21 protein-coding genes are annotated in these 23,156 nt (G+C 57.7%); 7 read left to right on the top strand and 14 right to left on the bottom strand.

Going from position 1 to position 23,156, the window contains the following annotated elements; all coding sequences use genetic code 11:
• Positions 1-84: 84 nt before the first annotated feature.
• Entirely contained in the window at positions 85-294 is a 210-nt protein-coding gene (locus GSQ86_RS06820) for a hypothetical protein (protein ID WP_158749209.1), read from the bottom strand.
• Positions 294-1,190 (bottom strand): aldo/keto reductase family oxidoreductase, encoded by an 897-nt coding sequence (locus GSQ86_RS06815; RefSeq protein ID WP_158749208.1) that lies wholly within the window; start codon positions 1,188-1,190, stop codon positions 294-296. The genes GSQ86_RS06820 and GSQ86_RS06815 overlap by 1 nt, the downstream gene beginning before the upstream one ends.
• Before the next feature lie 86 nt (positions 1,191-1,276).
• Here GSQ86_RS06815 and GSQ86_RS06810 point away from each other — a divergent pair, with 86 nt between their 5' ends.
• Positions 1,277-1,930, top strand: a complete 654-nt coding sequence (locus tag GSQ86_RS06810; RefSeq protein ID WP_158749207.1) for a TetR/AcrR family transcriptional regulator — start codon at positions 1,277-1,279, stop codon at positions 1,928-1,930.
• A gap of 350 nt (positions 1,931-2,280) precedes the next feature.
• On the opposite strand, the gene bamA is transcribed toward GSQ86_RS06810, so the two are convergent.
• The 6 genes from bamA to GSQ86_RS06780 all read right to left on the bottom strand — a co-directional run bounded on the left by bamA (position 2,281) and on the right by GSQ86_RS06780 (position 11,066).
• Positions 2,281-5,172, bottom strand: a complete 2,892-nt coding sequence (bamA, locus tag GSQ86_RS06805; protein WP_371720348.1) for an outer membrane protein assembly factor BamA — start codon at positions 5,170-5,172, stop codon at positions 2,281-2,283.
• Between the two features lie 150 nt (positions 5,173-5,322).
• On the bottom strand, positions 5,323-5,505 hold the full coding sequence (locus GSQ86_RS06800; RefSeq protein WP_158749225.1) for a CPXCG motif-containing cysteine-rich protein: 183 nt from the start codon (positions 5,503-5,505) through the stop codon (positions 5,323-5,325).
• 206 nt (positions 5,506-5,711) lie between these two features.
• A complete protein-coding gene (locus GSQ86_RS06795) occupies positions 5,712-8,141 on the bottom strand; it encodes an ABC transporter permease (RefSeq protein ID WP_158749206.1) in 2,430 nt (809 codons plus the stop codon).
• A gap of 95 nt (positions 8,142-8,236) precedes the next feature.
• Positions 8,237-10,357 (bottom strand): molybdopterin-dependent oxidoreductase, encoded by a 2,121-nt coding sequence (locus GSQ86_RS06790; RefSeq protein WP_158749205.1) that lies wholly within the window; start codon positions 10,355-10,357, stop codon positions 8,237-8,239.
• Between the two features lie 86 nt (positions 10,358-10,443).
• Positions 10,444-10,830 carry a type II toxin-antitoxin system VapC family toxin gene (locus tag GSQ86_RS06785; protein WP_158749204.1) on the bottom strand — a complete coding sequence of 129 codons (387 nt, stop codon included), beginning with the start codon at positions 10,828-10,830 and terminating at the stop codon, positions 10,444-10,446.
• A complete protein-coding gene (locus tag GSQ86_RS06780) occupies positions 10,827-11,066 on the bottom strand; it encodes a type II toxin-antitoxin system Phd/YefM family antitoxin (RefSeq protein WP_158749203.1) in 240 nt (79 codons plus the stop codon). Before GSQ86_RS06780 ends, GSQ86_RS06785 begins: the two co-directional genes overlap by 4 nt.
• Positions 11,067-11,257: 191 nt before the next feature.
• On the opposite strand from GSQ86_RS06780, the gene GSQ86_RS06775 reads away from it, so the two are divergent.
• A complete protein-coding gene (locus GSQ86_RS06775; RefSeq protein ID WP_216841038.1) occupies positions 11,258-11,704 on the top strand; it encodes an SgcJ/EcaC family oxidoreductase in 447 nt (148 codons plus the stop codon).
• Positions 11,705-11,777: 73 nt separating this feature from the next.
• Here the strand turns inward: GSQ86_RS06775 and hslU are convergent, their stop codons facing one another.
• From hslU to GSQ86_RS06760, 3 genes are all read right to left on the bottom strand, one after another.
• Positions 11,778-13,322 (bottom strand): ATP-dependent protease ATPase subunit HslU, encoded by a 1,545-nt coding sequence (hslU, locus tag GSQ86_RS06770; protein WP_158749202.1) that lies wholly within the window; start codon positions 13,320-13,322, stop codon positions 11,778-11,780.
• Between the two features lie 32 nt (positions 13,323-13,354).
• Positions 13,355-13,885 (bottom strand): ATP-dependent protease subunit HslV, encoded by a 531-nt coding sequence (gene hslV, locus GSQ86_RS06765; RefSeq protein ID WP_174239945.1) that lies wholly within the window; start codon positions 13,883-13,885, stop codon positions 13,355-13,357.
• Between the two features lie 190 nt (positions 13,886-14,075).
• Positions 14,076-14,579, bottom strand: coding sequence for a DUF4870 domain-containing protein (locus GSQ86_RS06760; RefSeq protein ID WP_158749222.1), 504 nt, complete (start codon positions 14,577-14,579; stop codon positions 14,076-14,078).
• Between the two features lie 249 nt (positions 14,580-14,828).
• Here GSQ86_RS06760 and GSQ86_RS06755 point away from each other — a divergent pair, with 249 nt between their 5' ends.
• Entirely contained in the window at positions 14,829-15,308 is a 480-nt protein-coding gene (locus GSQ86_RS06755) for a hypothetical protein (protein ID WP_158749201.1), read from the top strand.
• A 46-nt stretch (positions 15,309-15,354) separates the two neighbouring features.
• Entirely contained in the window at positions 15,355-16,293 is a 939-nt protein-coding gene (locus GSQ86_RS06750) for a cation diffusion facilitator family transporter (protein WP_158749200.1), read from the top strand.
• Between the two features lie 18 nt (positions 16,294-16,311).
• On the opposite strand, the gene GSQ86_RS06745 is transcribed toward GSQ86_RS06750, so the two are convergent.
• Positions 16,312-18,177, bottom strand: coding sequence for an ATP-dependent DNA ligase (locus GSQ86_RS06745; protein ID WP_254062201.1), 1,866 nt, complete (start codon positions 18,175-18,177; stop codon positions 16,312-16,314).
• 163 nt (positions 18,178-18,340) lie between these two features.
• Between GSQ86_RS06745 and prfA the strand changes: the two genes are divergently transcribed.
• The 3 genes from prfA to GSQ86_RS06730 all read left to right on the top strand — a co-directional run bounded on the left by prfA (position 18,341) and on the right by GSQ86_RS06730 (position 21,733).
• Positions 18,341-19,417 carry a peptide chain release factor 1 gene (gene prfA, locus GSQ86_RS06740; protein ID WP_158749199.1) on the top strand — a complete coding sequence of 359 codons (1,077 nt, stop codon included), beginning with the start codon at positions 18,341-18,343 and terminating at the stop codon, positions 19,415-19,417.
• A 185-nt stretch (positions 19,418-19,602) separates the two neighbouring features.
• The gene (prmC, locus tag GSQ86_RS06735; RefSeq protein WP_158749198.1) at positions 19,603-20,469 is read left to right on the top strand and encodes a peptide chain release factor N(5)-glutamine methyltransferase; all 867 of its coding nucleotides are present in this window, start codon (positions 19,603-19,605) and stop codon (positions 20,467-20,469) included.
• A gap of 145 nt (positions 20,470-20,614) precedes the next feature.
• Positions 20,615-21,733 (top strand): glycoside hydrolase family 5 protein, encoded by a 1,119-nt coding sequence (locus GSQ86_RS06730; RefSeq protein WP_254062200.1) that lies wholly within the window; start codon positions 20,615-20,617, stop codon positions 21,731-21,733.
• Between the two features lies 1 nt (position 21,734).
• Here GSQ86_RS06730 and GSQ86_RS06725 read toward each other — a convergent pair whose 3' ends face one another.
• Entirely contained in the window at positions 21,735-22,730 is a 996-nt protein-coding gene (locus tag GSQ86_RS06725; RefSeq protein ID WP_158749196.1) for a hypothetical protein, read from the bottom strand.
• 9 nt (positions 22,731-22,739) lie between these two features.
• Positions 22,740-23,150 (bottom strand): peptide-methionine (R)-S-oxide reductase MsrB, encoded by a 411-nt coding sequence (gene msrB, locus GSQ86_RS06720; protein ID WP_158749195.1) that lies wholly within the window; start codon positions 23,148-23,150, stop codon positions 22,740-22,742.
• Positions 23,151-23,156 lie beyond the last annotated feature (6 nt).

Raw genomic sequence — 23,156 nt, 5'->3', positions numbered from 1 at the left:
GCTTCTTTGTTTTCAAGAACTTAGCAGGGGATCATCCCTAGCTATACCATTGATTCCATTGCAGTTAAGTGTGTTCTAGTGTTTTCAATAACTTAGCGGGGGATCCTCTCCATGGAAAGGAAAACGCCCGCTTTGTTCGCGGGCTTTTTTCTGCTCTATTTCAATGATAGCAATTTTAGCGATAATTCTCTGCCAACTTTTTTCGAGAAATAAGTGGCTTTTTTTGTGCAGCTTACGGAATATTCCAGCGAGCGCAGGGCTTGACAATGTCATTTCACGCAAAAAATCGAGCATTACTGCTTCACAGCGGGACCAATTGAGTCGAGTACGGCGATCATTTCGGCAGGAAGTTCGAGCGTTGCTGCGCTGAGATTCTCACGAAGATGTTCCAGCGATGATGTGCCGGGGATCAGGAGAATATTTGGCGAGCGGTGCAGAAGCCACGCCAGCGCAATCTGCATCGGCGTAACTTTCAGGGATTCTGCCGCTGTATCGAGAACTGACGATTGCAAAGGACTGAAGCCTCCCAGCGGGAAGAACGGGACGTACGCGATGCCCTGCGCTGCGAGGTCATCAATGAAGGCGTCATCGCTGCGGTTGGCGACGTTGTAGAAATTCTGCACGCAAACGATGCCGGCAATTTTCTGCGCCTCCGCCAATTGCGCAGGGCTTATGTTGCTCAGGCCGAGATGACGAATGAGCCCCTGCTCTTTGAGTTCAGCGAGCACCGTCAGGGGCGCTTCAATCGAGCCCTCCGATGGACCCATGATTCCTCCGACGCGAAGGTTGACCACATCAAGAGCGTCGAGACCGAGGTTCCGAAGATTGTCTTGAACGCCATCGATCAGTTCCTGGCGGGAAAGAGCGTGGATCCACGAGCCGTCGTCGCCGCGACGCGCGCCGAGTTTGGTGACGATGACGAGGCCGTCGGGATAGGGATGAAGCGCCTGTTTGATGATCTGGTTGGTGACATGCGGACCGTAGAAATCACTGGTGTCGATATGGTCGACGCCAGCGGCGACGGCTTCGCGCAAGACTGCCAGGGCCGCATCTACGTCACGGGGAGGTCCCCAGACGCGCTTCTCGCCATCCTGTCCTGCCAGTTGCATTGCGCCATAGCCCATGCGGTTGACGGTTGTCGATGTGCCGGGAAGAGTAAAGGTGCCGCCCATTTTGGTTTGAATCGTCATTCTGTTTCCTTTCAATCCGCCGTCGCTTGCAACAACGGTGCTTTCATGTGATTAGATGAAGGAAGCTTCAGGTTAGGAGTTCGCATTTGCCGCAGCCTTCCTTAGCAGAGTTAGAGCCCCGTAAACTGCCCGTCCAAGCACGTTCGACTGCCAGTGTAGACGCAATTCTGAAAGCAACTATTCAGGTTTTGCTCAAGGTAGGAAAAGAGCGGCTGACCACAACCAGGGTGGCCATGCGCGCCGGTGTCTCCGTTGGCACCTTGTATCAGTACTTTCCTAACAAAAGCGCGCTTCTACAGGCCGCCTTGAGGCGTCATCTGGACGGGGTTACGGAGGCGATGGAGCGCGTCTGCATAGAGCAGACGGGGCGAACGCTTGCCGAAATGGCTACGGCTCTCATCAACGCATTCCTAGAAGCGAAGATGAGAGATGTGAAGACGAGCGTCGCTCTTTATTCCGTGAGCTCGGATGTGGACGGAGCCAGGATCACTCGCCAGAACGGGGTGCGAGCCAACGCTGCGATTGCAGAGATGCTGGCAAGCGCTCGCGAACCGCTGACGAGAGATCCGAAGCTGGTGGCTTCGATGCTGCAGAGCGCGATGGTCGGGGTGAGCCGGAGGTTACTCGAATCCGATGAGCTGGAGAAGCAGTTCGACGCGGTTCGGGAGGAGCTCATCGTGTTGGTGTGTTCGTATCTGGAAGCGTGTTCGGCGCGGCATTTGGAGGCGATGGCCCGGTAGATATCGGGGAGATTCTTCCTTTTCGGTGAGGTTATGAACCGTTGACAATGAGGTTGTGGTTTCCCACTCTTCGGCTTCGCTCGGGGCAGGCTCTTAGCGCCCAGGTTAGCTGCGCGAACCTGGGGCACCCGCGGTTTGTTGACAGTTGATTTGAGAATGCTCAGAACCCTTCGATTCGGCTTCGCTCAGGGCAGGCTCTTAGCACCCAAATGCAGGGCGCGAAGATGAGGCACCGGCGGTTTTGTTGATAGTTGATTCGAGAATGCTCCAGAACCCTTCGATCTTAAATTCCTTCGGCAAAGAAAAAGGCCGTCCTCGCTGGAGGACGGCCTTTCTGGTTTGGGTTGTGATTAGAAGGTGGTGCTGACGGTCAGGCGGAAGGTCTTATTCGGCTCACGGAGCTGGTAGAGCGATCCGTAGAGCTGCGTTGCCTGCGCGTAGCTGTAATCGCCTGCGCCGCCTGCCGGGAACATGCTGCGGGTGATCAGGTTTTCACCGTTGATCTGGTCATAGAGACGCAGCGGGTTGTAGGCGTAGTAAATACGGAACGGAGCGTTGATGATCGGCATCATGACCGAAATCTGCGCGCCGAGTGACATACGCGGCACGTAGTTGGTTCCGGAAATCGGCCGGATGTAACGGTCGAACTGGATCGCTTGACCGCCCACGCAGGCGCCGTTGACGTAGTTGGGGCAGCCATAGAGCGGTGCATTCAGGCTGGCGTAGCCCTGGGGGCTCTGCTTGAGCTGTTCGCTGCTGACGGCCATATTCATGCCGAAGTCGTCGAAGAGCTCGAGGGCTGCGGTGCGTCCGACGAGCGGAATACGGTACTCGACGTTGCCGGTGACCTGCGTATCGCCGCCGACGGGGCCGATACCGTAGACCGGGATTGGAATCTTGACGCACTGGTTGGTCTGCGGATTGGTTGGATCCTGCGGAACGCAGCTGCCGTCCGGATTGGTGAGGTTGAACTGCACGCGGGTGGGCACGAATCCGTAAGGCGTAGCTGTACGGATATCGAAACCGCGGAGATCCGATTCGCCGCCAGCATAGAAGCGGTTGAACGGAGGAGCCACATCGCCGCTGATGCCCTGAATGTAGTTTGCCTGGACGCGCCAGCCGAGGACGTTGCGGCCCTCAGGACTAAAGTGGAACCACTTGATGGGGCGGAACTGCTTGTATTCGACGACCGGGCTGATATAGCGGACATTGCCCCAGAGGCCGGCCACCTGCAGGGCGCTCTGGAAAGAGGAGCCGCTGCGTGGCATGTAGCTCGAATCCAGCTTGTTCCAGGAGTAGCTGAGGGAGACCATGCTGTTCACGATGCCCTCGAGCGAATTCTGGCCCTGGATGCCGCTGCGGAATGACAAGGTCTGGAAGAGGTTCTGGGATGCCTGGCTGAAGGTCGTTACCGACGAGCGGTTCAGCGAGTAGGTAATACCGATGTTCTTGAAGGTGTGCTTGATGGGCAGCTTGCCGGAAACCGTGAAGCCGGTCACAGACTGGTTGTAGTTCTGGGTCAGCGAATTGACTGCCGATGTCGTGTTCGCGTCCGCGCCGGTGAGGTTGTAGGACTTGGCCGAGTTGTAATCGTACTTGCTCGAATAGATCTGGAAGCCGAGACCGATGGGCTTGTTGCGCAGGTAAGGCTCGTTGAAGCCGAAGATCAAGTGGCGCGACAGGTTGCCGGCGCTGGCCTGCACGCTGAGCGTTTCACCCAAGCCGAGGAAGTTGTTGGTCTGATAGTTCAAGCCGAGGAAGGTGCCAGAGAGGCCGCTGACACCGCCGTTCAGGCCGATGGAGTTCTTACCCTTCTCGTGTACCTTGAGCAGCAGATCGACGGTGCCCGCTTCGGGGTTCTGGTGCGTCTCGGAATCCTGATCGACCTTGAGCGGATCGAAGTAGTCGAGCTGGTTGAGGCGCAACAGGCTCAATTCCCAAAGGTGGCTGTTATAGACCTGACCCTCTTCGAGGTAGAGCTCGCGGCGGATCACGAAGTCGCGGGTAACGGTGTTGCCCTGGAACTCGATGCGGGAGACGTAGAACGGCTTGCCTTCTTCGAGGTCGATGACAAAGGAGACGGTCTTCTTGTCGTCGTCGATGGTCGGGATCGGGTTACCGGAGAAGTTGATGTAGCCGAGCTGCCCATAGGCCTTCTGCAGGTTCTGCAGTCCCTTGCCGAAGGCGGTGAAGTTGAACCAGTCGCCATCCTTAATTGGGAACTGGGCGCGGAGAGCTTTCAGGTTCTGGTCCGGAACAGCCTTGTTGCCGCGGAAGGTGATGGCGCCCAGACGATAGCGGGCACCCTCATCGACCGGAATACGGATATCGATGCGCTTGCCCCGGCGCGGGCGGAAGGTGAAGAACGACAGGCCGCCTTCATTGCGGATACGTGTTGCCGGCTCACCGGTAGAGGCGCGGAAATAGCCCTTGTCGCGATAAGCCTGGCGGACGCGCTCGGCGTCTTCTTCAAGCTTGCTGGCGTCGTAGGTCTTGGCGAAGAGGTTCTCGAAGATGATGGAGTGCGGGATGCCGACGGGACGCAGGTTCTTCATGGCATAGCGCAGGTCGCGCGAGCTCATGTGCTGATTGCCGGCGAAGCTGATGTTGCCGACTTTGACCCGCGGACCTTCCTTGATATTGAAGACTACCTGCACGGAAGCGGGCGGAATGGTCTTGACGTCGGCCTTGATGGTGGCAAACTGGTGGCCGTGCTCGGCGAGCAGCTCGCGGATGACGGTCTCGACGCGGGCGATGCGCGTGGGATCGTACTGGCTCTCGATGGAGAAGCTGACCTTTTCCTTCTTCAGGCGGTCAAGCACGTCGGAGTTTGTGACCGAGTTAAGACCTTTGTATTGAATGTCGCGGATCGTTGGCTTTTCGCGGACGTACACGTCGAGGATGAGGCCGCCCTTGGGATTGTCTTCGCGCTCGATGCGGACATCTTCAAAATAGCCGGTGTTCCAGAGCGAGTTGAAATCGCGCTCGACCGTCGTCGGGTCGAAGGCCTCGCCTTCGTGACTGAAGAGGCGGGCAACGATTGTTTCCTTGGGAATGCGGCGGTTGCCGATAACGCGGATTTGGGTGATCGTCTGCTGTGTCTGTGCCCATGCCGAAAAGACGGTCAAGCAAAGAAGAACGAAGGTCAACGGCTTCAGTGTGCGGCGGAAGATGCGGGCCGCATTCTGGCTGGTTTTGATTGGAGAGCTTACGCTCTCTCGCATGACGGGAAAAATAGGCACACCCTCACTGCAAAAAATCAGATGAAACTTGAGGAAAAGTCGATTATAAGTGACCGGAGGTGCTGTTCCCAACTCCGAAGTGCTCTGGCATCTGCTACCCGTCATTTCAAAAGGCCGATCCGTTCCAGGTAGCCCTGGCGGCCACGGCCGCTAGCTTTCCAGTTCTGCATGGATATCGAAGCCATCACCATTCCAGACGATTCTGAGCACATTTGGTTTGCAGCAAACCTGACAATCCTCGATATACGACTGTTTTCCGCCGGCTGATTCGTCAACCACCGTTTCATTCCACTCTCCACAGCCAGCGCATTGGAAACCCGCTGCGAACGGCATCGCTTGATCCGCTCTTAGTCTATCGGAATGAAGGAGTTTTCGCTTCGTTTGGACAAATATATGATCTTCTCCGGCCGCATTCACAGGCTGTCTTTCGCGGTTTCACCTTTTTCAGTGCAGAGTGTGACCGGCGTGCGGCCCAGGTTCCTGCGAGTAGAGAGCGCTGCCCGGAATCTGTTCCGGGAGGGTCGCATATCACAAATGGGCTACTCGCAGCGTAAAGCCGTTTGCGGTTCCACGCGGGCGACCCGGAGTGCCGGTATCCAGCAGGCAAGCAGGGCGATGGTCGTGAGAAAGAGGGGCACGGCCGTGAAGGTCACAGCGTCGTGAGGGCGAATTCCGTAGAGGATGCTGGCAGCGAACTTCGACAGCGCGAAGGCGCAGGGCAGGCCCAGCGCCAGAGCGATCGATGTCAGGATCATGCCTTGGCGCACGACAAGACGTTGCACAGCGCCGACCTGAGCGCCGAGAGCCAGACGGATGCCTATCTCGCGCGTTCGGCGGCTTACGGAATAGCTCATCATTCCATACAGCCCGATTGCTGCCAGAAGCAGGCCGGTGAAGCCGAAGATTCCGAATAACGTACCAGCCAGCCGGGGAAGAAAGAGCGCGCTCCGAAGATGTTCTTCCATAGTCTCGGCATGAAAAATAGCCATGGTGGGGTCGAGCGAGTGGATCTCGTTTCGCACGGCTCCTTCAAGCAACGCGGGATTGCCGTCTGTGCGCACCAGAAGCGAGATTCCTCTGAAATCGGGATCTCGCCCCAGGTCCTGCTCCATGGAGCGATAAAGTATGGGTCGGGTGTTTTCTCCCAGGGTTCTCGACCTGCTGTCCTTTACCACGCCGACGATCTCATAAGTAGCGCCGCTGCCGGTGACGCGCTGGCCGATCGGGTTTCGTCCAACGAAGAGTTGTTTGATGAATGTCTCGTTGACGACTGCCACGCGAGATGAATCGGCACTCTCATGAGCGAAGTCTCTCCCGGCCAACCGGGAAATCCCGATGGTCTGGAAATAGTCGGGCGTAACCATGTAGAGGTCGACTACCGTATTTGGTCGGGAGGCTTTCGGTCCGTCCTCGACGTGGAAATCGTCCCATCTTCCGTCCATCGAAAGCGGCACAGGATCGACCCAGGCAACCGAAATGACGCCGGGAAGCGCCCTTACGCGGCGGCGCAGCTCCTCCAGAAACTGCGTCGCGCGTAACGTCGAATAGCCGTTCAGTTGTGGATCGACATTCATCATCAGGATGCCGTGAGAGCGGAAACCAATGTCGATATGAGACGCCCGCTGCAGGCTTCGTAGAAAGAGTCCGGTAGCACAGAGCAGTACCAGGGACAAAAACATCTGCGAGAGGACGAGAAGGTTGCGCAAGCTCCAACGGCGCCTGCTGCCGACGAATGACTCTTCGCCTTTCAAAGCCCTGGTAAGAATGGGACGAGAGGCCACCCATGCGGGAATGATTCCAATCGTCAGCCCGGTTCCGATACTGAGCACAGAGGCATAGAACAGTACTTTCCCGTCGATGCCGACTGTGAGGTCTATGGGGAGCGGTATGGGCAGGTGAAACGCGGAGAGCGCCGAGGTGGCCCACAGGCAAAGCACTAGACCGAAGCCTCCTCCGCCAAGAGCAAGCAGGATGCTTTCGACGAGCATCTGCCTGATGAGCTGACTTTGCTGTGCGCCAAGCGATAACCTCACCGCCATCTCGCGCTGCCGCGCATAGGCCTGCGCCAAAAGCAGGTTGACCACGTTGGCGCATGCAATGCAGAGAACGAGGAGCGCCACGACAGACAGCGCCACCAGGAAGCCGGTCAGTCCCGCCTTCTCATCCGGAGGCAGCGAGCCAGCCGGTTCCAGTTGAAAGCCGCGGTCCTTGTCCGTTGCAGGATAGCTTTCAGCCAGTCGCCCGGCGATGCCGTTAAGTTCCGTTGCGGCCTGCGTGCTGGTGATGCCGGGCGCAAGCCGTCCTGCTACTTCCAGCCAGGTGTTGCTGCGGGAGCGGTCGCCGATCTTAGGCATCAGAAGCGGCTGATTGCCAAGCGGCACCCATAGGTCGGCGGTGAATATGTCCAGCCCGTGGAAGGAAGCTGCCGCAATGCCGACGATAGTAAAAGGATGGCCCGAGACGGAAACCGATTTCCCGACAATGGAGGGGTCGCTATCGAAATGGCGCTGCCATAGGCGGTGACTGAGAACGGCAACAGGCAGCTGCTCTTCGTCCCTGGTAAAACCTCTGCCAAGGACCATGCGGACCTGAGTCACATCGAAAAAGTTGGAGGATGTCAGCGATCCCCATACGCGCTCCGGTTCACCATACCCACCTAAGGACACCGGCATCGAAGGGTAAAAAGCGGCGATGCCTGACAAAGATCGTGCCTCGCCGCGCAGATCCTGATACAGCGGCCAGGACAGATTATTGCCGCAACAATTGCCACGCTCGGTTGTGTACAGGCTCATCAGAGTAGCTGGATCGCCCACCGGCGGAGGACGCAGAAGAAAGGTGCTGACGGCGGAGAAGATGGTCGCGTTCGCTCCTATCCCTAGTCCGATGGAGACAACTACCGCGAAGACGAAGCCGGGCACCTTATAAAACCGCCGGAGCGCAGAAATTAAATCTCGCCGCAAGGATGTCATCAGCTCCTCACCGAGAGTGCATACGTGAGGGCCGGAGCTAGGGTTCCCGGCTTGCGATGACCGGTGAGGACATTTCGAAGGGTCCGCGTTTCACTTTAAGCTTTCCGCACTTCGACCAGCGTGGAATAAAAGGTTGGGCCACCGCCGAAATCCGTGAGGCGCTGCGAGGTAAGCAGGTTCACATTGTTGCCGCCGGGGGAGAGCTTGTTCCAGTTCAGGCGTCCGGCAACTACGCCCCTGGGCAGGCTGCCATTGAAGTGTGCGGTCATGCGCAGACTTCCACGGTCGTTGAAGATTTCGATGGTGTCGCCCTCGGCGATGCTGCGTGCCATGGCGTCATCAGCGTGGATTTCCAGGTGATTGGTGAAGGCGGCTTCCATGCGCTGGTGCCCGGGAAGGTTGGCGAAGGTCGAGTTCATGTAGTTATCGGCCTTGCGGGGCAGGAATTCGAGAGGATAGAACTTCGCTTTTTCCGTGTGCCGTGATTCCGCCGGCGGGACGAAACCGGGTAGCGGATCGAGTCCCTTTGCGCCCAGCGTTTCGGAATAGAACTCGACTTTGCCGCTTGGGGTTGCGAACGGGCCTTCGACGAAGGGCAGGAACGGCTGGCCATTTTTCTCGGAATCGAATTGCAGGCGCTGGCGGCCTCCGGCAGCATTGAGAGTTTCTTCGGTGACGCCCGCCATCCACTTATCCTGCTTGCCCAGCGCCTGCGCGATTAGATTTTCCGGGGTGTCGAGGAAACACGACTCGGCGAAGCCCATGCGCTGCGCGAGCTGAGAGAAGAGCCAGACGTTGGAGCGTGATTCGCCCAGCGGCTCGATGGCCTGGTTTGAAATCTGCACATAGTAGTGGCCGTAGGCTCCCTGTATGTCCTTGTGCTCGAGGAAGGTGGTGGCAGGGAGCACGATGTCGGCGTAGTCGGCTGTGTCGGTAAAGAACTGCTCATGGACGACGGTGAAGAGGTCTTCCCTCGCCATGCCGCGCAGGACCTGTGCCTGATCGGGCGCAATGGCGGCAGGATTCGAGTTGTAGACGAAGAGCGCCTTTACCGGCGGACCGTTGAGCTCCGTCAGGGCGTGGCCAAGCTCTGACATATTCACGATGCGCGCATGGCGCTTGAGCGGGCTGGCCAGCATCAACTCGGGGCGCTCGATGGCGGCTTTGTCCCAGGCGAAAGCTCCGCTGGTGGAAAGCTGGAGGCCGCCGCCAAGGTGCTTCCATGCTCCGATGAGCGCTGGCAGCATGGCGACGGTGCGTGCGGCAGTGCCGCCATTCTCTCCGCGCTGGATGCCGTAATTCATGCGGATGACGGCTGGCGTTGTGGTTGCGTACTCGCGGGCGAGGCGTTCGATGTCGGCGGCGGGAATGCCTGTCCAGGCGGAGACGCGGGTGGGAGTGTACTCGGCCGCGCGCTGCTTTAATTCGGCAAAGCCATGAGTGTTGCCAGTGATGTAGTCTGCGTCTTCGAGGCCATCGCGCAGGATGACGTGCATCATGCCGAGCGCCAGCGCTACATCGGTGCCGGGATTGATGGCGATATGCCAGTCCGCGGCTTTCGCGGTACGGGTCTTATAGGGGTCGATGACGATGAGTTTCGCGCCCAGTCGACGAGCTTCTTCGATGATGGGCCACAGATGGACATTGTTGCCGTGAACGTTTGCGCCCCAGGCGATGATGTAGCGCGAGTGGCGGAAGTGTTCGGTGTCTGTGCCCAGCTTGCGCCCGTACACAGCAAGCAGCGCGTCGCCTCCTGCGGTGGAGCAGATGGTGCGATCGAGCTGCGAGGCTCCCAGCCGGTGAAAGAAGCGGCGGTCCATGGAACCATAGCCAAGTGTGCCGATGGTTCCCGCGTACGAGTAGGGCAGGATCGACTCAGGGCCGTGCTCGTCGCTGATTTTCTGCAGGCGAGTCGCCATGGTGTCGAGCGCTTCGTTCCACGAAATGCGCTCGAAGGCTTCTGTCTCCTTGCCTTGCGGTAGAGGACCTTTTGCTACTCCGACGCGGCGGCGCATGGGGTAGAGCAGGCGATCGGGCGAGTAAACGCGGTCGAGATATTTGGCCACCTTGCCGCAGAGAAAGCCTTGGGTGACCGGATGACTCGGATCGCCCTGCACGCGCGTCGCCCTGCCCGTCTCGTCGATGGTGACGAGGACGGCGCACGAATCCGGGCAGTCATGCGAGCAGACGGTATGGACTGTCTTTACGGGGGGCATAGTTATATTGTAGGGCGGCTGTAATTATTTTCAGACTTCTTTTGCGGCGAGCCGTTAGGCTTCGCGCGGAATGAGGTTCGTCGCTTTTACCAGAGGCGACGGACGCCATATCCATCGAAGACGCGCTCATTGCTGACGAGCACCAGATTTTCTGCTTGTGCCTGCGCGATCAGCAGCCGGTCGAAGGGGTCTTTGTGGCTGCCCGGCAGCAGGCCGGCGCGTTGCGCGTGATCGATCGAGATGGGAAGGCCTATAAATCCGAGCCTGTTCAGGCTCTGATCAAAGTCCTCAATCAGAATTTCACCTTCCGGGAGTTTTCCCAGGCGAAATTTGGTCGCGATCTCCCACGCGCTGGCGGCAGAGACGTAAATGTCTGAATCTTCATCGTGCAAGGCACTGTCAGCCCGCCGAGAGAGTTTTGGATCACCTGTCACTGTCCAGAGAAGGGCATGGGTATCGAGGAGCAGGTTCAATCACCCTCTCCATTCCACAAACGCAACTCGTCTTCGGGTAATGGCTCAAAGAACTCCGGGCCGACTTTAAACTTACCTTTGAAAATGGCGAGATTTCTGCGCTTCCCCTTCTTGATGGGAACAATCTTTGCTACCGGTGTTTTTCCGCGCGCGATCACCACTTCTTCCCCGCGTTCGGCTTTTTGAATGAGGCGCGAGAGATTAGTTTTTGCTTCGTGGATCGTGGAGACTGACATATGAATTTTTCTTAGCTAAGTAAATCTTAGCTAAGCTGGCTCGGCTGTGTCTAATGTATTTTGTTCGCGTCCGGCGAGAAAATTGCGACTTGCGTCCTCCCGCAATTTGGACATGGAATTTTTTGCGATTGCACTTCAGACTATCTTGGGAGTGCAGGTTGCAGATTTTTCGGACGCGAAAGGACATCATTATGCGGTGGAAGACTTTTGTGCTCTGGTGTGCGCTGGCTGGGCTGTGGCTTATTCCGCAGAGGATGATTTTTGCGCAGGATGCGGAAAGCGCAATCAGGCACGTGCTCATGGGTCAGGTGGAAGCCTGGAACCGGGGCGATATTGACGGCTTCATGGAGGGCTACCAGAATTCGCCGGAGACGACCTTTGTCGGCAAGACGATACACCATGGCTGGCAGCAGGTGCAGGAACGATACAAGCACGATTACGCGACGAAGGAGTCGCGCGGGACGCTTGAGTTCTCAGACCTGACGGTTCGTTTGCTGGGCGCGGATTACGCCGTGACTACGGGGAAGTATCATCTGACGCGCTCGGCTGCGGGTGGTGGAGATGCTTCGGGAGTGTTCTCGCTGGTTTGGCAGAAGTCGAAAGACGGCTGGAAGATTATTCTCGATCACACGAGCTGAGGCGCTTCTGGCAGTCAGAGCAAAAAAGCCGTCGCAATTGCGGCGGCCTTTTTGCTCTTGAATTGGATATCGGCTACAGGATATATCGCGACAGGTCCTGATCTTTCACGATCGAGGAGACCATCTGGCGCACATATTCCGGATCGATAATGGCTACGATTTCTCGGCCTGAGGCGGTTTCCCGTTCGATGATCGGAAGAGGGGCGAGCACGCCGGCGGTGTCGGTAGCGGCGGCGAGGTCGATGACATTTCCGTCGTTCTTCGGCGCTTTCGTCAAATCGGGCGCGAGGAAGCTGATCTCATCGAGAACGCGCTCCATGATGGTGTGAAGGCGCCGAGCGCCGATGTTTTCCGTCGTTTCGTTGACGCGGAAGGCGAAGCGAGCCACCTCTTCGAGCGACTCGGGCGTGAATTCAAGCTTCAGCCCTTCGGTTTCAAGCAGGGCTGTGTATTGCTTGGTCAGAGACGATTTTGGCTCGGTGAGGATGCGGATGAAGTCCTCGACGGTGAGCGAATGCAGTTCGACGCGAATGGGAAAACGCCCCTGTAATTCCGGAATCAGATCGCTCGGCTTCGAGACGTGGAAGGCTCCGGCGGCGATGAAAAGGATGTGGTCTGTGCGCACCATGCCGTAGCGGGTGTTGACGGTGGTGCCTTCGACGATGGGCAGAATGTCGCGCTGCACGCCTTCGCGTGAGACATCGGGACCGTGACCGCCTTCGCGTCCGGCGATCTTGTCGATCTCGTCGAGAAAGACGATGCCCGAATTTTCGACGCGCTCGACCGCGGTGCGCGTTACCTGGTCCATGTCGATGAGGCGGCCTTCTTCTTCCTGCACGAGGTACTCGAAAGCTTCGCCGACCTTCATCTTGCGCTTCTTGGTGCGCTGGCCAAAGAGATTCGGCAGGACATCTTTCAAGTTGATGTCCATCTCTTCCACGCCCTGGTTTGAGATGATTTCGAACGACGGCGCATTGCGTTCACGCACATCGATCTCAACCATGCGGTCGTCGAGTTTGCCTTCGCGGAACTGCTGGCGCAGCTTTTCACGGGTGCGCTGGTGCGATTCGTTGCTTGGAGTCGGGAAGGTGAGCGTGTTGTTGCTGCCCGGCTCGGCCTGCGGAATCGCTGCAGGAGCAGGTGTTGGCGTGGCCGTTGGAGGCGGCAGCAGCAGATCGAGCAGCCGCTCTTCTGCATTCAGCTCGGCCTTGTCTTCCACTTCTTCCAGCTTTTCTTCGCGCACCATGTCGATGGCGATCTCGACCAGGTCGCGCACAATGGCTTCCACGTCGCGGCCTACGTAGCCGACCTCGGTGAACTTGGAGGCTTCGACCTTGAGAAAGGGCGAATTGGTCAGCTTTGCCAGACGGCGCGCAATTTCGGTTTTGCCGACGCCGGTAGGCCCGATCATGATGATGTTCTTGGGCATGATCTCTTCAGCGAGATCGGGCGGCAGCTTCTGACGGCGCATACGGTTACGCAAAGCGACAGCCACGGCGCGCTTGGCGGCCTTCTGGCCGACGACGTACTTGTCCAGCTCGGCGACGATCTCGCGCGGGGTCAGGTCGTCGAGCGCGAGTTCCTGGTCTTCAGCGGTTCCGGGTAGATAGATGGCCATGTGCCTGCTCCTTTAGGGCGGGCGTACGCAAATTATGCGTGCAATTCTTCAATGGTGATCTGGTCATTGGTATAGATGCAGATCTGTCCGGCGATCTTCAGCGATTTCTCAGCGATATCTCGTGCGGACAAGTCGGTGTTCTCGTAAAGCGCGCGGGCCGAGGCGAGTGCGTATGATCCGCCACTGCCGATCGCAGCGATGCCCTCATCCGGCTCAATCACGTCACCCGATCCGCTGAGCAGAAAGGTCTGGTGCGGGTCGGAGACGATGAGCAGGGCTTCGAGATTGCGGAGCATCTTGTCGGTCCGCCACTCCTTCGCCAGTTCGACTGCAGAGCGGCCGAGATTGCCGGCGTACTGCTCCAGTTTCGATTCGAAGCGGCTGAAGAGCGAGAAAGCGTCGGCGGTCGATCCGGCAAATCCGGCGAGAATCTTGTCCTGGTAAAGACGCCGTATCTTCTTTGCCGAGTGCTTGATAACGGATTCGCCCAGCGTGACTTGGCCATCGGCGGCCATGACGACACTGCCGTTGCGGCGGACGCAAAGGACGGTGGTCGAACGGATGCGCCGACCGGTTGCGAGGTTCAATTCCAGCGGGGAAACGCCACGGGCTGCGGTGGCCGAAAATTCCGGGGTCCCCGGTATGCGCACTTTTCGCGTTTCGGGGTGGAAAGACAGCTTTCGATTCGACATGCTCAGGCTTCAGTATATCGCACCGAGGCCTGAGCGCAGAGAACGCACATCCCGTCCAGAGCTAGCTGTTGGCGTGTTTTTCGGCGAAATCGCCGATGACCGGGAGCTTGTAATATTCGCCTTTGCTGGCCTTGAGGATACAGAGCAGCCACGCGATAAAGAAGCCGACCGCCACGGCCAGATCGACAAAGAAAAAGAGAATGCCGACGAGTGGGATGAAGTGCAACACGAAGGAGATCACCATCGCGGCTACCCAGATCACCATCCAGGCAACGTGCAATGCAATGCACTGGATAGCGTGGAACTTCACCAGGCGCATCCGGTTATAAGGCTCGAGCACCAGGAAGATGATGGCCGGGATGATGGTGATGTAGGAAATGGCAGCAGCAGCATTTTCTGAGAGGCCGCCGGATGTTGCGGCAATCGGCGGCAGGGACGCGGCGGATACGTTGCCGCCAACTGGCGCGTAACCTGCCGTGGCCGCCGTGGCGGCGAGCGGTGTTCCGCAGGAACCACAGAAGGTGGACTGCGGAGAGACTTCATTTCGACATGATGGACATTGCATGGGTTTTTCTCCTGAGAGAGGTCTTCTATTTCAAGGAAAACAGCGGGGAGAACGTCCGCGAAATGTCTACCAGCATATGTCAGCCCGTTGCAAGCGGGGACATATTTTTACTCCCGAACTGCCATTCACACCCAATGGTTATCCCGGTTGCCCCAGCGTTTCACCATCCGAATGGAAAATAGAGAGTGAAAGTATCGGTAGAAGCACAAGGGAGAGCCCGGTCTGCGGTATTCTGCTCTTAGAGCTGCTATGAATGGCGTTTCCCTACGGGACCCTCAGGTCATTGGTACATTAGCGGCTGCCGGACTCTGCCTGGGCGGCGTGGCGATCTATTTTGCAATGCGCAAAAAGCCCACGGCTGAGGAGCTGGAGCGTCAGCGGCGAGATTTTCTGGTGCAGGGCGGCCGGATTATCGACGGCACCCTGCTCGACATCTCAGAACTCGTTGAAGATGAAACCGGCGAGAGCATGCAGCTGATTCTTTATAAGTATGAAATCGGCGGCGTGATCTACGAGTGCTCGCAGGATGTGACCCCATTACGCGACCTGGTGAACATTCACGAATGCCGGCTCGGCTTTCCCTGTTCGGTGCGCTACGACACGCATAAGCCGGAGAACAGTATTGTGGTTGCGGAGACCTGGAGCGGGCTGCGCGATACGGCTAACTCCGCAGCGGGGCGCAACGTTGCAACGAGCGCCACCCGGCGCTGGATGGCTCCCCTTGGGTGACGGCCTTTCGATAGCGCCGGATGGACTCAAAGCATAAACTGAAAATATGCATGTACACGGAGCGCCGACCGGGAAAACGCAGCGAGTTCTTCAGTTCTCGCTGCTGGCGACACTCGCTTACGTAATCCTGACCTTCGTTGCCGGATTGCGCGCTCATTCGCTGGCACTGATCTCCGAGGCCGGCCACAATGTATCCGATGCTCTGGCGCTGTTGCTCTCCTTTGTCGCCGTATATTTTCAGAGCCGTCCGCCGACAGACGCCAAAACATTCGGCTATCAACGCGCGGGAGTTCTGGCGGGATTCGTTAACGCGCTTTCGCTGATTGTCATTTCTGTCTTCATCGCGATTGAGGCGGTGCATCGGTTGAGCGAACCCGTGCACGTGCAGCCGCGAGTGATGATGATCGTGGCTGCGGCAGGCGTGCTGATGAACGGCGTGATCGCCGCGCTGCTGTGGCGCGTGAGTTCTGACGTGAATATCCGCAGCACCTTCATCCACATGCTGGGCGACACGCTTTCGACGGCGGCTGTTATTGTGGGCGGCGCTGCCATTCTCTGGACAGGTCATGCGTGGATTGACCCCGTACTCTCGCTGGCGATTGCTGCCCTTATCCTTTGGTCATCGATCTCGATTGTGCGCGAGACGCTGAATATTCTGCTCGAAGGCACGCCGCGCAATCTTTCGCTCCCGGATATTCGTGCGAGCCTGCAATTGATTGAGGGTGTCGAAGATGTGCATGACCTGCACGTCTGGAGTCTGGGCTCCCAGACCCATGCGTTGGCAACGCACGTGACGATCGCTGATATTCCACTGTCGGAGAGCAGCCGGATTCTTGAGGAGATCAAAACGACGCTGCATGATCGTTTTCACATAGTCCACACAACGATCCAGTTTGAGAACGTGGATTGCGAAGTCGCGCATGGCTGCGTGATGTCGGTCGAAGACCTTCATCTGCATGCGCACCATCATGGACATAGCCATTAGCTTTCGAGTATTGGGAACTCAACTCTCCTCTGCAGGCTTGTCCGGCTGACCGTTGTAAATCTCTTCTGCGCGCTCTAACGTATCGATTTCACTGACCGGCTTATCGTCCCGGATACGCAGAATACGCGGGAAGCGCAGCGCGAAGCCGCTATTGTGACGTTCGGAGCGCATGATGTTGTTGAAGGCGACTTCGAGCACTACCAGCGGCTCGACGGTGCGGAACCCGCCATGATCTTCAAGCGTGTGCTGCTTGAAAAACTTCGTCAGCTCGTCGATCTCTGCATCTGTGAGACCGGAGTAAGCCTTGCCAATGTTTTTCAGCTCGTCGCCATCCATTACGGCAAAGGTGTAATCGCTCAACACCCCAACGCGGCGTCCATGGCCGTATTCCGCGCCGGTGACAACCACGTCGAGCGTGGCCAATTCTCGCTTCAGCTTGAGCCATGCCAGGCCACGCCGGCCCGGCTGATAGATGCTGTGCAGCGCCTTCAGCATCACGCCTTCGTTGCCGCGCTCGCGTGCTTTAGTGTAAGCGCGGTCGAGCTGCTGTGCACTTTCAAGCCGAACAGCCGGCGCGAGAATCAATCGCGGAAAGGCGTTGGCCGTGCCATCGTCGAAGAGATCTGTCTGGCCGCGCAGGGCGCGGCCGCCAGTTGCCGCCGCATATTCTGAGACAAAGGATTCAAGCGCGTTGCGGCGCTCGCTCAAAGGACGCTCAAGCAGCAGTTCTTCCCCGCGATACGGCAGATCGAAGGCGACGAAAACGACCGGCGTGCGCTCGCGCATCTCACGCGATACACTCTTGCGTCCCAGACGCTGCTGCAGAGAGGTAAAGGGCAGCGCACGCTGCTCGCTCGGATTCCAGGCGACGATCTCTCCATCCAGAATCGCTGCCTCCTGTACGTGCTCGAAAGCCTCTACGATTTCAGGGAAGCTCTCGCCAATCTCTTCGCGATTACGTGAGAAGAGCGCGACGCGGCCGGGCTGCGAGGGATCGCCGCAATGGAGCTGGGCTCGCATGCCATCATATTTGTCCTCAAGCTGTGCCTCGCGCAGCGCCTGCTGCGGAGTTACGTTTGCTTCCTGCGGCTGACGCTCTTCTTCCGGAAGTGCTTCGGAGACGCCGCTGTGTTCGGCTACAATCTCTTCGCGAAAACGATCGATGGCTTCATCGACGCTGGCTACAGGGCTTGCGAGCATGAATCCGAGCGCGTGAAAGAGGCGCATCCGCGCTTCATGAAGTGTCCCTCTGGCCGCCATCGCCGTTGCCTCGGGAATGCTGCCGGTCAGCATCACCGCGTGGCGCACCTCAGCCGGCAGGGCGCCATAAGTGTGCGCGATGGCCTCTTCCACCAGGCTTTGCTTCACGCCGATGCGCATGTCGCCGGTCATGAGCTTGATCAGGTATTTCGCTTCGAGCGGCGTGGTGCTGCCCAGCAGATCGAGAACGAGCTTCTGTTTGGCGATGGAACCTTTCGCGGAGGCGATATTGGCAAAAGCCGCCTCAACATCTTTCAATGTCAGTGAAGGCTGAACGGCATGCTTGCCAGACAGCAAGTCGAAAGCGGCTGCGCCCAGATCGCCGTTGCGTCGGTAAGCCGCATACATGGCGTTGCGATCTGCGCCTGAGAGCTGCGAAACGGCTTTCGAAAGCGAAGATCCGCCCACGCTGAGGTTGCGGCGGTCGGTTTCAGCAAATGGCTGGCCCGAAAGATAGAGGGCCGCGATCGCTGCATCCTCCGTCGCGCGCGCCTTCAGGTAATCAGCGATCAGGGAGCGCTTTTCGAGCTTCTTGCTGGTGGCGGAAAGCCGCTGGCACAGCTCCGCGAATCCTTCGAGGTCGGCGCTCATCTCATCGACTATAGATGCTGCGTTGGACTGCATTTAGGTCTTTTTCTAAGCGAAAAAGCGCGGTAAAATGAAGACAATGCATTCTGGCCTCCAGATCGGCACTCTTCTCTAGCGGGTCCCGCCGCCCATACCGTTCGTCTGCCTTTTTCCGTTATACAATTCACACCGAACCGCGCAGAGCGCACGAGAAATCATTATGTTTGAGCGTTTAGATCAGATCGCAGCCCGTTATGAAGAATTAGGCGAGCAGCTTGCTTTGCCCGAGATCGTCTCTGACCAGCAGAAATATCAGAAGCTGGCCAAGCAGCACCGCGACCTGCAGGAAGTGGTCGAGAGCTATCGCGACTACCAGCAGGTGCAGACCGGCATTGCCGACGCCAAGGCGATGCTGAATGAGACGGACGCAGACATCCGCGCCATGGCGGAAGAAGAGTTGACGCAGCTCGAAGAGCGCCTGCCGAAGATCGAAGAAGGATTGAAACTCGCTCTGCTTCCGAAGGACCCGAACGACGAGAAGAACGTCATCCTTGAAATCCGCGCGGGCACCGGCGGTGATGAAGCGTCGCTCTTTGTGGCGGAAGTTTTCCGCATGTATTCGCGTTTCGCGGAGCAGCACCGCTGGAAGGTGGAAGTGCTTTCAAGTTCTGAATCGTCCGTTGGCGGATTGAAGGAAGTCATCGCCATCATTGAAGGCAACAAGGTTTATTCGCAACTCAAGTACGAAAGCGGCGTGCATCGCGTGCAACGCGTACCTGCGACTGAAACTCAGGGTCGCGTGCATACTTCTGCGATCACGGTTGCCGTGCTGCCGGAAGCTGAAGACGTGGATGTGAAGATTGAAGCGAAGGACCTGCGCATCGATACGTTCTGTTCATCGGGACCGGGCGGCCAATCTGTGAACACGACTTACTCCGCTGTCCGTATCACGCATATCCCGACGAACACAGTCGTCAGCTGCCAGGACGAGAAATCGCAGATCAAGAATCGCGAAAAAGGCATGCGCGTGTTGCGTGCGCGTCTCTATGAAATCGAGATGGAGAAGCAGCAGCAGGCACTGGCCAAGGAACGCAAGCAACAGGTCGGATCCGGCGATCGCAGCGAGAAGATTCGCACGTATAACTTTCCACAGAATCGCTTGACCGATCACCGCATCGGACTGACGATTCATCAGCTTGCGGACGTCATGGAAGGCAGGCTGCAGCCGGTGATTGACGCTCTGACGTCGCATTTCAATGCGGAGCGGTTGAAGGCGGAGACCGCCAGCGCCGCATGATTCAGTGATAGTGCTTCGACTGCGTAATCTATTCCGTTATAGAGGAGTCATTCTGAGCGAAGCGAAGAATCCAGAGGTTGTCTGCAGTAGCTACGAACCATGTAGGTTTCTTTGAGAAACCTGAATCAGCAATCGGAAACGAAATGGTCTCTGGATTCTTCCCCTTCACTAAGTTCAGGGTCAGAATGACTCCTTGTTCTTATCTGATGAACACTCAGCTTTCATTACGTCAAGCTTTAGCGCAGGGAACGAAGGCCCTCGAAGACGTCAGCTTGCAACCGCATCGCGACGCCGAACTGCTCCTTCTGCGTCTCATCGGGCGCGACCGGACATTTCTGCTGACACACCCGGATGCGATTCTTACCGAAGATCAGGCCGCTCAGTATGACGAGTGGCTGCGCCGCCGCGCAATTCATGAACCAATCCAGTACATTCTCGGTGAGCAGGAGTTCTATGGCTTGTCATTCGCCGTTACACCGGACGTGCTGATTCCGCGCCCGGAAACAGAGCATCTCGTCGAAGCTCTGCTGGCTCGCGTCCCGCACGACATGCCGTTGACCATCGCGGATATCGGCACTGGTTCCGGAGCTATTGCAATTGCGCTGGCTCATACTCTGCGTGATGCTCAGGTGACGGCGCTTGATATTTCAGAAGCTGCGCTTGCCATAGCGCGACGCAACGCTGAGACACATCAAGTCGCTGACCGCGTACGCTTTCTCAAGTCCGATCTGCTGAGCGCGGTCGCAGGTGAGTCATTCGATGCCATCGTCTCGAATCCGCCTTACGTTGCCGAAGCTGATCGTGCGACGCTTGAACCGCAGGTGCGCGACTATGAGCCTGCTTTCGCACTTTTTGCCGGGCCATCGGGACTCGACATTTACGAGCGCTTGATTCCGCAGGCGCAGCTCGCGCTGAAGCCGGGCGGCTGGTTGTTGATGGAGATCGGGCAGGGGCAGCGCGAAGCTCTTGCGCAATTGCTCTCAGGTTGGACCAATGTCAGCTTCATTAACGACTTGCAGGGAATCCCGCGCATTGCCTGCGCGCAACGATAAGCTACAGACACTCGATTGCCTCGTGGTATATGCTTTGGTCGCCACGATGAACACAATCAAAAGAATCTCTCTCTGCATTTTTCTTCTCGCTTCTCCTCTTCTCTTCGCACAACGCGGCTTTGTACACACGAAGGGCCCGGACCTGGTGACTGCGAGCGGCCAGACGCTGATGCTGCGCGGCATTAATCTTGGCAACTGGTTTGAGCCGGAAGGCTACATGTTCCACTTCGATGGCGGCCCACAATCGACGCACGAAATTGAAGAGCTGAGTTACGAACTCATCGGCCCTGAGAAGGCCGACGCTTTCTGGAAGCAGTGGCGCGAGAGCTACATCACTGAAGCCGATATCGATCTGCTGAAGAAGAGCGGATTCAACTCCGTGCGAGTGCCGCTGCATTGGAAGTTCTTTGACAGCGACAACGCCGACGGCTTCCGCCTGCTCGACCGCCTCATCGCCTGGGCGCGAAAAGACAACATCTACGTCATCCTCGATCTGCACTGCGCTCCCGGTGGCCAGACCGGCACGAATATCGACGACAGCTGGGGATACCCGTGGCTCTATCGCAGCGAAGAAGCGCAGGCGCATACCGCCGCCATCTGGCGCAGAATTGCCGCGCATTATCGCAATGAGCCCATCGTTCTCGGCTATGACCTGCTGAATGAGCCGATCCCGCATTATCCGCAGCTGCAGCAGTACAACAAGGATCTGGAGCCGGTCTATCGCAAGCTGGTGGCTGCTGTCCGGTCAGTCGATCGCAACCATGTCGTCATCCTCGGCGGCGCGCAATGGGACTCGAACTTCAAAGTCTTCGGGCAGCCCTTCGATTCGAACGTGATGTACACGCTGCATAAATACTGGTCGCCCACCGATGTCAGCGTAATACAGGAGTATCTCGACTTCCGCGACAAGTACCATGTGCCCATCTGGCTCGGCGAATCGGGCGAGAACAAGGACGAGTGGATCGCTGCCTTCACTAAGACGCTCGAAGCCAATCACGTAGGCTGGTGCTTCTGGCCATACAAGAAGATGGACGCGACCTCGTCTGTCGTTACCTTCGACCGGCCCGCGCACTGGGACGAGATCATCACCTTCGCGAAGATGGGTCCCGGCACTGGAAACGCGGAGAAACGCATCGCGGCACGTCCCTCACCAGAAGTAGCGCAGGAAGCCTTCGACGATCTGCTTAAGAAAATTCAATTCGCAAATAGCCGCGTGAATGCTGGGTACGTGCAGGAGTTGGGTCTGACGCCTGTCAGCCACTAAATCACGGCTGGGGCCGAATCACGCCCGTAGCCGGAGTGCGGGTGATGGCCTTGCGGATGTCCGCCTCAGGCGCATGGTCGTCAAAACGAATGCCATCGCTTGAATGGACTACGCCAAGCTTGCGCCATAGCTCGTCGAGATCGACGGGTTTCGGCGTATCGCGCATTGAGTCGTAAAGATTGATGAGCACATGCGTCCCGGTCGCATGGTCGCCGGCCTCAAATGCTTTTTCGAGCGGCCAGTCTTTGTCGATGGTGCCGCCAGCGGAGACGATAGCCCGCAGCGCGTCCTGCAAGCCTTTCTGGTTACGGGTCTGCTCGCGGATGGTGACATCGGCCAGCAGGCAGAACTGCGCGCCGCCCCAGTAAGTGCGCCCCCAGGTGTGCGTACGATCAAGGCCGTGGTCAGAGCTGCCCGGATCGCCCTTGGGCATATCGTGCATCATGTCGGACCATATTCTCTCCGCGGGCAGGAAGCCGCGCTGCACGCGCGCAATCGGCTCAATGTAGGTGGCCAAACCCTCCTCGATCCAGGAGTGGTCGTCATCGACTGAGGGAAACGCAGAATGCACGAACTCGTGCGTCATCTCCCAGTCGTCATCGAGATCGCGCTGCGTTGTCTGTTCTCCCAGCACGAGACGGTGAAAAGCGGGAGAGCCACCGACATCGCCCCAGCTCGTTCCGCGCAGAATGCCCTGTCCCGGCGCAAATTCAATCAACACGCGATCGCGCGCTACTGGGAATCGCCCGTAGTATGTCGCGACAGAGCTGGCCGCGTTCTCAACCCAGTGCAAAATTGTAGATTTTGGAAGATCAGGGGAGCCGGGTCCGAAATCGACCTGAATCACCGTGTTGCTGATGTGAATTGTTTGCGAAGAGGCGACAGGATGCCGCCATGGAGGATCACCATGAAACTGTCCGCGCAGGAAAAATCCGCAGGCAGCGGTAAAAATAAGAAAGGCGCAGGTTGCGATTATCCGCAAACGCCTGCGCCTCATAAGATTTTCTTACTGCTTCTTTTCGAAATCGAGTGACGCGGAATTGATGCAGTAGCGCAATCCCGTTGGCTGCGGCCCGTCTGGAAATACATGGCCCAGATGCGCGCCGCAGGTGGCGCAGGTCACTTCTACGCGTTTCATGCCGTAGGCGTTGTCTTCATGCGTTTCCACGGCGTCGGGACGCACCGGCAGCCAGAAACTGGGCCAGCCGCTACCCGATTCGAATTTCTTGTCGGAAGTGAAGAGCTCCGTTCCGCAGGCTACACAACGGTAGATGCCGTCGTCGTGGTTGTAATAGAGCTTGCCGGTAAAGGCAGGCTCCGTACCCTTTTCCCGCGTGACGTGGAACTGCTCTGGCGTCAGCAGCTTACGCCATTCTTCTTCTGTCTTTTGAACCTTTTCTACCTTCGTATCAGCCATATGTCT

This window comes from Acidobacterium sp. S8 (assembly GCF_009765985.1).
GTDB lineage: Bacteria > Acidobacteriota > Terriglobia > Terriglobales > Acidobacteriaceae > Alloacidobacterium.
Note: the sequence above shows the minus strand (reverse complement) of the source record. Positions and strands in the feature narration are given on the sequence as shown.

Bases quoted from the DNA above. Each gene is read 5' to 3' on its own strand.
- hslU (WP_158749202.1), bottom strand. From the start codon at position 13,322: ATGGCCATCTATCTACCCGGAACCGCTGAAGACCAGGAACTCGCGCTC.
- prfA (WP_158749199.1), top strand. From the start codon at position 18,341: ATGTTTGAGCGTTTAGATCAGATCGCAGCCCGTTATGAAGAATTAGGC.
- GSQ86_RS06795 (WP_158749206.1), bottom strand. From the start codon at position 8,141: ATGACATCCTTGCGGCGAGATTTAATTTCTGCGCTCCGGCGGTTTTAT.
- GSQ86_RS06815 (WP_158749208.1), bottom strand. From the start codon at position 1,190: ATGACGATTCAAACCAAAATGGGCGGCACCTTTACTCTTCCCGGCACA.
- GSQ86_RS06775 (WP_216841038.1), top strand. From the start codon at position 11,258: ATGCGGTGGAAGACTTTTGTGCTCTGGTGTGCGCTGGCTGGGCTGTGG.
- GSQ86_RS06820 (WP_158749209.1), bottom strand. From the start codon at position 294: ATGCTCGATTTTTTGCGTGAAATGACATTGTCAAGCCCTGCGCTCGCT.
- msrB (WP_158749195.1), bottom strand. From the start codon at position 23,150: ATGGCTGATACGAAGGTAGAAAAGGTTCAAAAGACAGAAGAAGAATGG.
- GSQ86_RS06755 (WP_158749201.1), top strand. From the start codon at position 14,829: ATGAATGGCGTTTCCCTACGGGACCCTCAGGTCATTGGTACATTAGCG.
- GSQ86_RS06800 (WP_158749225.1), bottom strand. From the start codon at position 5,505: ATGCCGTTCGCAGCGGGTTTCCAATGCGCTGGCTGTGGAGAGTGGAAT.
- GSQ86_RS06745 (WP_254062201.1), bottom strand. From the start codon at position 18,177: ATGCAGTCCAACGCAGCATCTATAGTCGATGAGATGAGCGCCGACCTC.
- GSQ86_RS06780 (WP_158749203.1), bottom strand. From the start codon at position 11,066: ATGTCAGTCTCCACGATCCACGAAGCAAAAACTAATCTCTCGCGCCTC.
- GSQ86_RS06790 (WP_158749205.1), bottom strand. From the start codon at position 10,357: ATGCCCCCCGTAAAGACAGTCCATACCGTCTGCTCGCATGACTGCCCG.
- GSQ86_RS06760 (WP_158749222.1), bottom strand. From the start codon at position 14,579: ATGCAATGTCCATCATGTCGAAATGAAGTCTCTCCGCAGTCCACCTTC.
- GSQ86_RS06750 (WP_158749200.1), top strand. From the start codon at position 15,355: ATGCATGTACACGGAGCGCCGACCGGGAAAACGCAGCGAGTTCTTCAG.
- GSQ86_RS06725 (WP_158749196.1), bottom strand. From the start codon at position 22,730: ATGAGGCGCAGGCGTTTGCGGATAATCGCAACCTGCGCCTTTCTTATT.
- prmC (WP_158749198.1), top strand. From the start codon at position 19,603: ATGACTCCTTGTTCTTATCTGATGAACACTCAGCTTTCATTACGTCAA.